At 65.6% G+C, this 11,685-nt stretch carries 11 protein-coding genes; 5 read left to right on the top strand and 6 right to left on the bottom strand.

Features of this window, described 5'->3' with window-relative positions; genetic code table 11:
* Positions 1-7: 7 nt before the first annotated feature.
* Entirely contained in the window at positions 8-553 is a 546-nt protein-coding gene (locus tag AC5RUF_RS09400; RefSeq protein WP_494130406.1) for a hypothetical protein, read from the bottom strand.
* 87 nt (positions 554-640) lie between these two features.
* Positions 641-1,153, bottom strand: a complete 513-nt coding sequence (locus tag AC5RUF_RS09395; RefSeq protein ID WP_494130405.1) for an alternate-type signal peptide domain-containing protein — start codon at positions 1,151-1,153, stop codon at positions 641-643.
* 218 nt (positions 1,154-1,371) lie between these two features.
* On the opposite strand from AC5RUF_RS09395, the gene AC5RUF_RS09390 reads away from it, so the two are divergent.
* Complete coding sequence (locus AC5RUF_RS09390; protein WP_494130404.1) at positions 1,372-1,851, top strand: VanZ family protein; 480 nt, start codon at positions 1,372-1,374, stop codon at positions 1,849-1,851.
* Positions 1,852-2,170: 319 nt separating this feature from the next.
* Entirely contained in the window at positions 2,171-2,551 is a 381-nt protein-coding gene (locus tag AC5RUF_RS09385; protein ID WP_493996703.1) for a hypothetical protein, read from the top strand.
* 102 nt (positions 2,552-2,653) lie between these two features.
* On the opposite strand, the gene AC5RUF_RS09380 is transcribed toward AC5RUF_RS09385, so the two are convergent.
* Positions 2,654-3,466 carry a response regulator transcription factor gene (locus tag AC5RUF_RS09380; RefSeq protein ID WP_494130403.1) on the bottom strand — a complete coding sequence of 271 codons (813 nt, stop codon included), beginning with the start codon at positions 3,464-3,466 and terminating at the stop codon, positions 2,654-2,656.
* 205 nt (positions 3,467-3,671) lie between these two features.
* Here AC5RUF_RS09380 and AC5RUF_RS09375 point away from each other — a divergent pair, with 205 nt between their 5' ends.
* Complete coding sequence (locus AC5RUF_RS09375; RefSeq protein WP_493997727.1) at positions 3,672-5,279, top strand: sensor histidine kinase; 1,608 nt, start codon at positions 3,672-3,674, stop codon at positions 5,277-5,279.
* 168 nt (positions 5,280-5,447) lie between these two features.
* Positions 5,448-6,761 carry a UDP-glucose dehydrogenase family protein gene (locus AC5RUF_RS09370; protein ID WP_493997728.1) on the top strand — a complete coding sequence of 438 codons (1,314 nt, stop codon included), beginning with the start codon at positions 5,448-5,450 and terminating at the stop codon, positions 6,759-6,761.
* Here the strand turns inward: AC5RUF_RS09370 and AC5RUF_RS09365 are convergent.
* Positions 6,758-7,954, bottom strand: a complete 1,197-nt coding sequence (locus AC5RUF_RS09365) for a glycosyltransferase family 4 protein (RefSeq protein WP_494130402.1) — start codon at positions 7,952-7,954, stop codon at positions 6,758-6,760. The two genes, AC5RUF_RS09370 and AC5RUF_RS09365, sit on opposite strands and share 4 nt — an antisense overlap.
* A gap of 314 nt (positions 7,955-8,268) precedes the next feature.
* Here AC5RUF_RS09365 and AC5RUF_RS09360 point away from each other — a divergent pair, with 314 nt between their 5' ends.
* Entirely contained in the window at positions 8,269-9,858 is a 1,590-nt protein-coding gene (locus AC5RUF_RS09360; RefSeq protein WP_494130401.1) for a glycosyltransferase family 39 protein, read from the top strand.
* Positions 9,859-9,897: 39 nt separating this feature from the next.
* On the opposite strand, the gene sufU is transcribed toward AC5RUF_RS09360, so the two are convergent.
* The gene (gene sufU / locus AC5RUF_RS09355) at positions 9,898-10,347 is read right to left on the bottom strand and encodes a Fe-S cluster assembly sulfur transfer protein SufU (RefSeq protein ID WP_493997542.1); all 450 of its coding nucleotides are present in this window, start codon (positions 10,345-10,347) and stop codon (positions 9,898-9,900) included.
* A complete protein-coding gene (locus AC5RUF_RS09350; RefSeq protein ID WP_494130400.1) occupies positions 10,344-11,663 on the bottom strand; it encodes an aminotransferase class V-fold PLP-dependent enzyme in 1,320 nt (439 codons plus the stop codon). Before AC5RUF_RS09350 ends, sufU begins: the two co-directional genes overlap by 4 nt.
* Positions 11,664-11,685 lie beyond the last annotated feature (22 nt).

The raw sequence follows: 11,685 nt of genomic DNA, 5'->3' as shown, positions 1-11,685 counted from the left end.
TCCATCACTAAGCTGCCGGCGCAAGCTGCGCCACGCTGAGGTTTACGGGGATGCTGACCGGCTGGCCCAGGGAGGCTGCCGGGGTGTTGGCTCCAAGGCTGACCTTGAAGCAGATGGTCTGTGTGGTTCCGGTGGCAAGCACCGGGAGAACTGGTGCCCCCGCCCGGTACGGCAGGTCCGCCGAACAGACTGCGGGCCCCTGCACGACGGCGGTGGTCACCGTCAGGTTCCCGTTCAGGGTGTTGGCGGGCGTCGGAGCCGTTACAGCCGGCTGGAGAACCAGCGGCGATTCGGCAGTGACGTTCACCTTGTTGGTCACCCGGACGGATGAGTAAAGCGAGGTTCCGCGGCTGATAGACCCCAGGTCCAGCAGCAGCTGCGGAGTCTGTCCCATATTGACTTCGTTGATCTCAACATTGAAGTCCGCGGCCTGGATTGTGCCTGCGTTCTGCGGAGCAGAAGCATTCCAGAGTGCATAGCTTCCCTGGACGGTCATGAGCCCGAGTACCACGGCAGCCAGGACCAGGCCGGCTGCTTTCAGTACGTTCTTCACGGGTTCTTCCTCCAGGGGAAACGGGTTGTGCGCGGGGAGTTGGCGTCCGCGCACAACCCGAGTTGAAACAAGGGGAAATGCTTGGTGTTACTTGGTGACCGCGAGCTGCTTCAGGGTGTAGCCGACAGCGCTGAGATTCAACTTGGCGTTGGTGTCCGCCCGCTCGCTCGTGGCGGGGTTGAAGGTGAAGACGGCTGATGCGGTGTAGTCGCCGCTCTGCGTGAGGACCGCGTTCTGGATATCCACGCCGTCCGCGCCGGCAACCTTCACCTTCGGATACGCGCTATTGGTGAAGCTGTTCTGCGGCAGGCCGGTAATCGTGAACTGTGCCCTCATCTGGTTACCGGACAGCACAACCTTGACGGGCTGGGTGAAGGTGAGGACGTCACCGGGGACAACCGTGTAGGAGTTGATGTCGATCTCCTTGCCGGATGCGTTGGTCCAGGTTCCCGGGTCGGCCTGAACATCCAGGTCACCGGCGACGATCGTGCCGGCATTGGCGTTCTGGAAATCATTCCAGGTGGCGAGGGTTCCGCCGCCGCCCAGCAGCATTGCCGAGCCGATACCGATTGCCAGTGCACCCTTGGTCATCTTCTTCATGTTGTTCCCCTTGTTTGAAAGTCCCAGGCGTAGGAATGTTTTCCTGCCGATGCCCTAACTCTGGTTGCCCGCCCTCAAGAATCCAGCAGCGCTTGCCGCAGGGTTGGAGCAACATTGGGGCAAAGCTCAAGCGGCGCACAAGGTAGTCTCAACATCGACTCAAACCGGCGCAGAGGCACCGGGTTCCGGATGCCTTTCCCGTTTGAAGGGAACACACGATGCCCCGTCATCAAGCACCGCAGCACTACGAAGCACAGCCCCGGAACATGTGGGCGTTCCTCGTGCGCGCGGCAGCCGCCGTCGGCCTGGCGGTGTACCCGGTGCTGCTGGGAGCGGTGGTGTTGTGGCCCTCCCCCGTTGACCGGCCCGCCCGCGGATTTCTGGAGGCAACCCTCGCGGATCTGTACCGGCAGGGACTGCCGCTGTGGGTGGACTATGCCCTGCTCGAGTGGGGTGCGAACGTGGCACTGTTCCTCCCGCTCGGCCTCTTGACGGGGCTGCTGCTGCCGCGGCGCTGGGTATGGCTGGCCGTGCTGTGCGGCGTTGCGGTTTCCATTGGCGTGGAGACGGTGCAGGACGCTTTCCTGCCGCAGAGATATGCCACCGTAAACGATGTACTGGCTAATTCCCTGGGCTCCGCCATTGGCGCCTTATTGGCCTATATCTTCCACCCGCACCGCCGGCGAATACGTCCCTGAATCCAGGGAAACGGCCACGGCTGAAAGCTGCCTTTTATCCCGAAAGTAAAGGGACAAAACCGTGACCAAAATATTGCCACGATCTTGAGTGTTGCGGACACCAGTTCCTGAGGTTCGAATGAAACTGTAGGTCTTGGCCCGGAAACATCCGTGCCGGCACGGATCAAGGAACCACCACCTCGACGAGCCCCCACTCGAAGGATATTTTTTTGTACCTCACTGCACCGCCACGGAGCCTGGTCGAAGACCATGGCCGGTTCCCGGCTGCAACCGTTTCCACGACCGGGCCCGCCGCGCACCGGCCACAGGACGGTGGGTAATGCCGAACCAACGACGCCGCCTGATTGCGTTGGGCACCCTCATGGAGCTGAGCGAGCAAATGGGGGCGCGCACCTGCCTGCAGTACATCGGGAATTTCACCTCCATGTGGGACGGACGCTACGCGCGTCTGGTCCGGGCCGCGGACATCAGGGACATGGAGGCTGCCATGGACGTAATCCTCAGCATCAAGATTTCCAGCCACATGGCCGGCGCAGAGCGGCTCTCCGCTTTGGCCGCTGAGGCACAGGAAGCCGTAAGCGCCTACGATTTCCCGGCCCTGGGCACCTTGGTGGAAGAAATCGGCGGGTGCGGCGGCGACACCATGGCGTTCCTTACCGATTCCCTCGGCCTGATGCCCGCCCGGCAGGCGCAGCTGTAGGCCTGCCCTTCCCCCGCACAGCAAAACCCCCGGAAGGCCAGGCCATCCGGGGGTTTTGCTATGTCAGGTTTTGCCGGTCCAACGGGGAGTTGGAAACGGGGGTCAGGAAACCGGGGTCAGCCGGTACCCTACGCCGCGGACCGTTTCCAGCCAGCGCGGCGACTTGGAGTCATCGCCGAGCTTGCGGCGGAGATTGCCCACATGGACTTCAATGGTGCGCTCATCTGCGTCACTGATGAAGGAACCGGTGTCGTATTCCTCGCCCCGCAGCCGGCGCACCAGATCGGTCTTGGTCCGTACCAGGCGCCCGCCTTCCAGCAGGGCATGCAGGAGGTCAAACTCGGTACGCGTCAGCTCGACGGCCTGGCCGTTGATTTCAGTGGTGCGGGTTCCCGGGTCCAGGGTCAGTCCGTTGTGGGCGAAAGCGCCGGGGGCCACCGCAGTGTGAACCGCCGTCGCAACCGGCGCTGCGGGCGTCTGGTTCCTGCCGGCGTCCGCGGACGGCGCTGCCACCGCACCCGCTTCCGTTTCGGGCACCGACTCCCCGCGGGGGCGGCGGAGCATGGCCGAGATGCGTGCACGCAGCTCCCGGGGGCGGAAGGGCTTGGTGATGTAGTCGTCGGCACCGGCTTCAAGGCCCATGAGGGTGTCGAGTTCCTCGGCACGGGCCGTGAGCATCACAATGTAGGCGTCGCTGAACAGCCGGAGCTGCCGGATCACTTCGAAGCCGTCAATATCAGGCAGGCCAAGGTCCAGGGTCACGACCGTGGGATTGTGCAGGCGGACCATCTCTACGCCTTCGGAACCGTTGGGGGCGGTGAACACCTTAAATCCCGACTGCTGCAGAACTGCGTTGAGAAGATCGCGGATATCTGCGTCGTCTTCAATGATGACGGCTACGCGCTGTATTTCCATGCCTGTTTATTTTCCTGTCCTGCGAGACTTCTGATTGCCCGCTCCCCTTGCTCGGTATCTTACAGGAGCGCCCCTATAATCTGAGCTACCACTATAGGAATCCGGGGGGTTCCCCTTTTTTATGTCCAGTCTCGAAGGCCGCGTTGCCGCTCTGTTGGGTTTCAAAACACAGTTTTATGAACTCAATCTGCGGATGAGGTTGCTGGTGAGCCAGCTGCCTCTGGTGCTTTCGGTTGCCGTGGCACTGCCCATTGCGGCCGCGGTCAACCCTGCGCTGTTCGGCAGCACCGGCTTCCAGTCCGCACTGGTGCTCCTGGTTGTACTGACCGGCGCGTGTTTGGCCGTCCCCTGGGAAAGGTACCACCCACTGGCCTACTGGATGATTCCGATCCTGGATTTCGCCGTGGTGGGCGGTCTTTACCATGACGGCCGCCACTCGGTTACCGGCCTGAGCTTCCTGGCGGTTTTCCCGGTTTTCTGGATGGCCTGGTCCGGCGCGTCGGCGCGTCTGGCCTGGCTTATCAGCTATATCTGCACCACGGCCGTGTTGTGGGCTCCGCTGTTTACGGACGGCTCGCCGTCGGCCCGTGACCTGGTTGGTCCGATGCTCATTCCGTTCGTCATGATGGGCATCGCCATAGTGGTGTCCACCGTAGAGCGTGACACCAAGGCCCAACGCAGCCGCCTGACGGAGGCCGAGGGGCGGTTGCAGGGCAGCCTGCAGGAGACCCGCCTCCGCTCCCAGCTCCTGGACGGTGTCCTGGAGACGGTGGACGTGGGAGTGATGGCCCTGGACGCCCAGGGCAGGACCATTCTGATGAACAGCCGCCAGCGGGCCAACCACGCCCTCGCCGGACTGGATGGCGGCGCGGACCGCAACGAGCACGCCCTGATTTTCGACCTGGACCAGGTCACCCCGCTGACCCATGCCCAGCGTCCGTCCCAACGTGCCCTGCGCGAGGAATCCTTTTCGGATGTCATCGTGTGGGTGGGGACCGGGGAACGGCAGCGCGCCCTGGCCGTGTGTTCGCGGTCCCTGCGGGACAACGGCGAATTCGCCGGCTCGGTGCTGGCTTACAGCGACGTTACCGATATGGTCAACGCACTGAATGCCAAGGAAGACTTCGTATCGAGCGTCTCGCATGAACTCCGTACCCCGCTGACATCGATCATCGGCTATCTCGACCTCGTCCTCGAGGACCTGGAGCCGGAAGGGGTCCCCGCGCACATCAACAGTGCCCTGCAGGTGGCGCAGCGCAATGCAGAACGGCTGCTGCTGCTGGTGGCGGATCTGCTGACCACCGCGTCCGGGACCATGCACCTGCACCGCCGGGAGACCGACGTCGCCGAACTGGTTCGTTCCAGCCTGGACAGCGCGAGACGGCGGGCCGCCGCCCTCGACGTGACCCTGCACTGCGACTGCCAGCCGGACCTCGAAGCCGTAGCGGACCCGGACCGAATGTCCCAGGTCCTGGACAACCTGCTCTCGAATGCCATCAAATACTCGCCCGACGGCGGCACGGTCACCGTGCGCACCCGAAGGCAGGGCACGAACGTGGTCCTGGAAGTCGAGGACAGCGGCATCGGCATGAGCGAATCCGACCAGCGCGATGTGTTCACCAAGTTTTTCCGGACCGGGCAGGTCAAAAAGGCGGCCATCCCCGGGGTTGGCCTGGGATTGGTCATCACCAAGTCGATTGTGGAAGCCCACGGCGGCCGGATTTCCTTCACCTCCGAGCTGGGCGTGGGCACCACCTTCCGGGTGGAGATACCGGTGAACCTGACTGCGGTTGCGCCCTCCCCCATCGGCTAGGAACCCGGCACCGTCCCGTGCCGATCAGGCGCATTTCTACTTGTTTTCCCCCGTCCGATACTTGGTTTTCCCTCTGTGGTTGCGGCCGGAGGCCAGACGATAGGCTGGAGTGGAGTTCATCCGCCGGACTCTTGGGTGGACTTTATCCGCTGGAACCAAAGGGGAAACGTGCGTCTTTCAGTCATTGGCTGCGGCTATCTCGGGGCCGTACATGCCGCGTCCATGGCCAAGCTCGGCCATGAGGTCACCGGGATCGACGTCGACCAATCCAAAGTGGACGAACTCGCCGCCGGCAGGGCGCCGTTCTTTGAACCCGGCCTCCCCGAGCTGCTGGCCGAAGCGCAGGCGACCGGAAGGCTGACGTTCAGTACGGATATGGCGGACGCCGCCGGTGCGGACGTGCACTTTGTCTGCGTGGGCACTCCCCAGCGCAAAGGTGAGTATGCGGCGGATCTGCGGTTCGTGGATGCTGCCGTCGCGGGGCTCGCCCCGTACCTGAAACCCGGCAACGTCGTGGTGGGCAAGTCCACGGTTCCCGTGGGTACCGCGGCGCGGCTGGCGGACATGCTGGCGGATGATGCCCCGGACGCCGTCCTGCTCTGGAACCCCGAGTTCCTGCGCGAAGGGCACGCGGTCCAGGACACCCTGTCCCCTGACCGGTTTGTGTACGGGGTGCCGGCAGGACCGGCGGGCGAGGCTGCGGCCGCGGCCCTGGACGAGGTTTATGCCGTTCCGCTGGCCACCGGCACCGCGCGCATGCTGGTGGACTACGCCACGGCCGAGCTGGTGAAGACGGCGGCGAACTCGTTCCTGGCCACGAAAATCAGTTTCATCAACGCCATGGCAGAGGTATGCGAGGCCTCGGGCGCGGATGTGACGGCACTCGCTGACGCCATCGGCATGGATGAGCGGATCGGACGCAAATTCCTCAACGCAGGAGTGGGCTTCGGCGGCGGCTGCCTGCCCAAGGACATCCGCGCCTTTATGGCCCGGGCCGGGGAGCTGGGCGCGGACCAGGCCCTCACCTTCCTGCGGGAAGTGGACGCGATCAACATGCGGCGCCGGTCAAAAGTCGTGGAAATGACCCGGGACATCTGCGGCGGGTCCCTGCTGGGCAAACGCATCACCATCTTGGGCGCCGCGTTCAAGCCGGACAGCGACGACGTACGGGACTCGCCCGCGCTCAGCGCCGCCGCGCAGCTGCAACTGCAGGGTGCCACGGTCACGGTCACAGATCCGGAGGCACTGCAGAACGCGAAGGGCCGGTTCCCGGAGCTCAATTACGAACCGGTGGCGGAAAACGCCATCGGGAACGCCCATGCCCTGGTACTGCTGACCGAGTGGAAGCAGTACGTGGCCCTGGATCCGGTCACGATTGGGGCCCTGGTCACGGACAAAAACATCATTGACGGCCGCAACGTCCTGAATGCGGAGCAGTGGCGGTCCGCCGGGTGGAACTACAAGGGCATGGGACGCCCCTAGCTCTCCACCACCTGCTTCCACCAGGCGCCCAGGTTCTCCCGGAAGAGAGCCGCTGTGTACTGCTCCTCGTACGCCCGCCGCGCCAGTTTGCCCACGACGCGGGCGGTGGGTCGGTCCAGGCGGCGCAGCACGGCGGAGAGCGCGGCAAGATCGCCCGGGGCGTACAGCCACCCCGTGACACCCTGCGTGACCACGTCCGCCAGTCCCCCGGCGTTGCTACCCACCACCGGCCTGCCGCGGGCAAAGGCCTCAATCGCCACCAGGCCAAACGGTTCCGGGGCCGTGGACGGCACCACCATCACATCGGCGGCGTCCACATACTCGGTAATCTCTGGCACTTCCCCCACGATGGTTACGGACTCCGGGTGCCGCAGCGCGGCAACCAAACCGGCCACATCGACCCCGGTTCCCGTGTCCGGAGGGCCGCCCAGAATAGTCAGGATTCCCGGCGGGTCACCTGAATCCCAGGCACGGAGCAGGAACTCATGGCCTTTCCAGGCATTCCATCTCCCGGCCATCAGGAACCGCAGCGGTTCTTCCTCCGACCCGGCCGGCGGCTGGACCTCCGCCACACGGCCGGGCGTTCTGCCGGGTTCCGCTTCTGCCGTCCCCCCGGCTGCGGGCCGGCCAACGGCGGCCCCGGCCGGCCGGGGTTCCCGGTCTTCGACGCCGTTGACGATGACCTGCGCCCGGTCCACGATCGCCGGGGGCAATGACGCCGCGGATGCTCGGGAGATGGCGATCCAATCCGTGGCGAACCGGGACATCGCGCGCAGCAGTGCCGCCTCCGGGCCGGACCAGATTTCCTGGACGTGCAACACCACCCGCGGGACGCCCAGCATTCTGGCTGCCGGTGCCAACAGCAGGACGGCACTGGTGGAGCAGTACAGCACCTGCGGACGCAGCCGGATCAATGCGGGCAGGACGGATACCAGCTGGGCGGCGAGTGCCAGCACGCCGCGCGCCGAGACCAGCCGCCGACGCAGGATCGGCAGTGACCGCTGCGAGTGGCGGATCCCCAGCCGCTGGAGTTCCCGGGCGAGGCGCCCTTGCTCCGGCCCGTGAGCGCCTGAGGCGGGCTCCGGGGCGGGCGGCAACCACACGATGACGTCCTGGGTGCGGTCCGGCGGCACCGCCTGCACCACCTGAAGCAGCACCCGGTCCGCCCCGTACATCTCATTGGAGGAATGCACGCACAGGATCCCGGTGCGTGCCCGGGTGTTCCTGCCTGTTTTCCTGCTTGGGTTTGCTGGGGTTTTCCTGCCTGGGGTTTCCCTGTCCGGGCGCATACGTGTCTCCAGGATGTTGTGACGTACCCCCGAGGCTACGAAGAAGCCCCCCGGCGTCGGAACACTCGCTTACTACCTACGGGAAAGGGGCGGCATAGTTACCCGCGGCTACCTGTTTCGCGCCCGCCCGCATATGCGGTCCCGCCGGCGCGAACCGCCTGTTAGCATCCAGCGCTGAGCCGTCCGCTCCGCCGCTTTGCCTAGCCAGAGGGACACTCATGCCCGATCCGCAGCTCCCCGCTTCCGAAACCCAGCCGCCGCACCGGGCGCCGGCGCCGACCCCGCCGGGCCCTGCCCTGCCGTCACCGGGAATCCGGCTCCCGACCGCGTTCGGGCTTGCAGCCACAGTGGTGGCCCTGCTCTGGTCCTGGCAGCCGTCCCTGTGGACCGACGAGGCGGTCACCATCTCCGCGGCCTCGCGGAGCTGGTCTTCACTGGCGGCGATGCTCGGAGAGGTGGATGCCGTCCACGGCGCCTACTACGCACTCATGCACCTGTGGTGCGCCGTCTTCGGATACTCGGAACTGGCGCTTCGCCTGCCCAGTGCCCTGGCCGTGGGCCTCTCGACGGCGGGACTGTATGTCCTCTCGCACCGTCTGGCGGGCCCCCGGACGGCGGTCGCTGCGGCAGCAGTCTTCGCCATCCTCCCGCGGACTACGTGGATGGGCATGGAAGGCCGCTCGTTTGCCCTTGGTACCGCCCTGACCGTTGGGCTCTGCTGGGTCCTGCTGGCAGGGGCGGACAGCGGACGCCGGCGCTACTTTGTCCTATATGCCCTGCTCGCAGCGCTCGGCATCGCCGTGAACATCTACGTTCTGTTGGTGGTGGCCGCCCACGGCGTGTTTGTATGCCTGCTCCCCCGGGCCCGCCGAATCCTGCTGCCGTGGTTGGCGGCCGCATTGGCCGGCGTGCTGGCGGGCACCCCGGTGCTGCTGGCAGCCGTCCGCCAGTCCGGCCAGTTGGGAACTCCGGACCTCTCCGTTGGACAGCTGGCCCGCAACATCCTGGTGAACCAGTGGTTCCTCGGGGAAACCCCCACCAATCCGGCCGTGCCGGGGTCCGGCAGCGGACTTTGGCAGGCTGCTGCCGTGCTTCTGGCAGGTACGGCCTGGCTGCTGGCAGCGTTCGCTGTCCGAAGGGCCCCACGGGCCGTGCCGGCCTTGGCGCTCCCGCTGCTGCTGGTCCCGACCGCGGTCCTTGTCCTGATTTCCCTGGCGGCCGCTCCCGTCTACAACCCGCGCTATCTCACCCTTACGGCTCCTGCCATGGCCCTGCTGATAGGTGCAGGGCTCGCAAAGCTGCGGCCGGGGCATGCTGCCATGGCCGGTGCCCTGCTGTGTGTGCTCATCCTGCCCATCTACGCCTCCCAGCGCACCGCCGAGGCCAAGAACTCCTCCGACTGGGCGCAGGTAGCGGACTATGTCCAATCACATACCGAGCCGGGAAATGCCGTGTACTTCGGACCGCGACGCGTTCCGGAGGGGCCGCTTGTACAGCAGACGCAGCGGCGCATCAGCACCGCTTACCCGCAGGCGTTTGACGGTCTGCTGGACGTGACGCTGCTGGCCAGCGGCCAGGACGACGGCAGCCTGGATGGCTCGTCACTGCCATTGCAGGACAGCGCCGGCCGGCTGGCCGGCGTTGAGCGGGTGGTGGCCGTGCGGCGGGCCGACTATCCCCGGGAACTGACAGAGCTGGAAGACCGGTGGTTCGCTGCGCGGGGATTCACGGCCGTGGACCAGTGGGCCGGCACCACCAATAGAGTGACGGTCTTCGCCCGTGATGGAGCGGTCCCCAACGGTGGCTGACGGCATAAGCGCTGACCAGCCGTCGGCCGGCGGCGGGACTCAGGCGGCGGCGAGCAGGGCTTCCTCCAGCGCCACCCAGGCCAGCATCGCGCACTTCACCCGCGCGGGGTAACGGGACACTCCCGCGAAGGCGGCAGCGTCACCGAGGACCTCTTCGTCCGGTTCCATGGTTCCGCGGGACCGCATCAACTCGCGGAAGTCCTCCACCAGGGCGAGGGCTTCCTCACGCGGCAGGCCTGCCATCATGTCCGTGAGCACCGATGCGGAGGCCATCGAGATGGAGCAGCCCTGGCCTTCCCAACTGATCCCGTCCAGCCGGGGGCCGGCCATCACGGCACGGAGGGTGATCTCATCGCCGCAGGTCGGGTTCAGTTGGTGCGACTCGCCGGACCGGGCGCCGGCGGGCACCTCGGCCAGCCCGTCGCCGTGCCGGTCCTTGGCATGCTGCAGGATGATCTGCTGGTAAAGCTGCTGCAGGTCTGAACTCATTTACTCACTCCAAAAAACGGGCGGACGCCGGCAACGGCGGCGAGGAAGGCATCGACGTCGTCCGTCGTGTTGTAAAGGTAGGTGCTGGCGCGCGTAGTGGATACCAGTCCCAGCCGGCGGTGCAGAGGCTGGGCACAGTGGTGTCCTACCCGGACCGCGATGCCCTGATCGTCAAGGAACTGGCCGACGTCGTGGGAATGGACGCCGTCAACGTCGAAAGCGGCCAGGCCGATGCGTTCCACTCCGGCTTTGGGCCCCAGCACCCGGATGCCGTCAATCTGTTCCAGCCCCGCCACCAGGCGGCGGCCCAGTTCGGTTTCCCAGGCATGGATCCGCTCCATGCCTGTTTCCTGGAGGTAGTTCACGGCGGCCGCCAGCGCCATCGCCTGTGAAATGCGCTGGGTTCCGGCTTCAAAACGCTGCGGGGCGGGCAGATACTCTGCCTTCTCCATGGTCACGGTAGTGATCATGGATCCTCCGGTGAGGAATGTGGGCATGGCGTTCAGGAGTTCCGTCTTGCCGTATAGCACGCCGATCCCGGTGGGGCCCAGCATCTTGTGCCCCGAGAAGGCAGCGAAGTCCACGTCCAGCGCCTTCACGTCCACCGGAAGGTGCGGTACCGACTGGCAGGCGTCCAGGACCACCAGGGCCCCCTGCCCGCGGGCCATCCGGACCAGGGTGTCCACCGGATTGATGGTGCCCAGGACGTTGGAGGCGTGCGAAAAGGCGAGGATCCGGGTGCGAGGTCCGATGATTTTCCCGGCTTCCTCAAGGTTCAGCGCGCCGGTGTCGTCCACGGGGATATAGCGCAGGGCGGCACCGGTCCGGAATGCCAGTTCCTGCCAGGGAATCAGGTTCGCATGGTGTTCCATCTCCGTCACCACGATTTCATCGCCGGGACCCAGCGCAAACCGCTTCGCAGCGCTTCCGCCGCGGCCCAGCGACGCGTTGGAGAACGCATACGTCAGCAGGTTCAGTGCTTCCGTGGCATTCGAAGTCCAGACAATCTCATCGGTGCGGGCGTTGATGAAGCCGGCAACCGCTTTCCGTGCGTCCTCGTACACATCGGTGGCAGCAACAGCCAGCGTGTGCGCTCCGCGGTGGACGGCGGAGTTGCGCTGTTCGTAAAACTCCTGCTCCGCTTCGATGACGCTGAGCGGGTTCTGCGAGGTGGCACCGGAGTCCAGGTAGACCAGCGGGCGGCCGTTTACCTCTTGGTGAAGGATCGGGAAGTCATTGCGGATGCGCTCAACTTCGGCGTTATCCATGGGGCCTTCGGCATGGCGGAGGCTGACGGGAGTGGAAACCACGGGCACGGAAGACTCCTAGGAGGGAAAG

It is taken from the genome of Arthrobacter sp. Y3224198 (genome assembly GCF_059090025.1).
This window is presented reverse-complemented; position numbering and strand designations above follow the sequence as displayed.

What these genes read in the sequence shown, in the direction of transcription:
- AC5RUF_RS09395 (WP_494130405.1), bottom strand. Translation starts at nt 1,153, where the DNA reads ATGAAGAAGATGACCAAGGGTGCACTGGCAATCGGTATCGGCTCGGCA.
- AC5RUF_RS09390 (WP_494130404.1), top strand. Translation starts at nt 1,372, where the DNA reads ATGCCCCGTCATCAAGCACCGCAGCACTACGAAGCACAGCCCCGGAAC.
- AC5RUF_RS09385 (WP_493996703.1), top strand. Translation starts at nt 2,171, where the DNA reads ATGCCGAACCAACGACGCCGCCTGATTGCGTTGGGCACCCTCATGGAG.
- AC5RUF_RS09380 (WP_494130403.1), bottom strand. Translation starts at nt 3,466, where the DNA reads ATGGAAATACAGCGCGTAGCCGTCATCATTGAAGACGACGCAGATATC.
- AC5RUF_RS09360 (WP_494130401.1), top strand. Translation starts at nt 8,269, where the DNA reads ATGCCCGATCCGCAGCTCCCCGCTTCCGAAACCCAGCCGCCGCACCGG.
- sufU (WP_493997542.1), bottom strand. Translation starts at nt 10,347, where the DNA reads ATGAGTTCAGACCTGCAGCAGCTTTACCAGCAGATCATCCTGCAGCAT.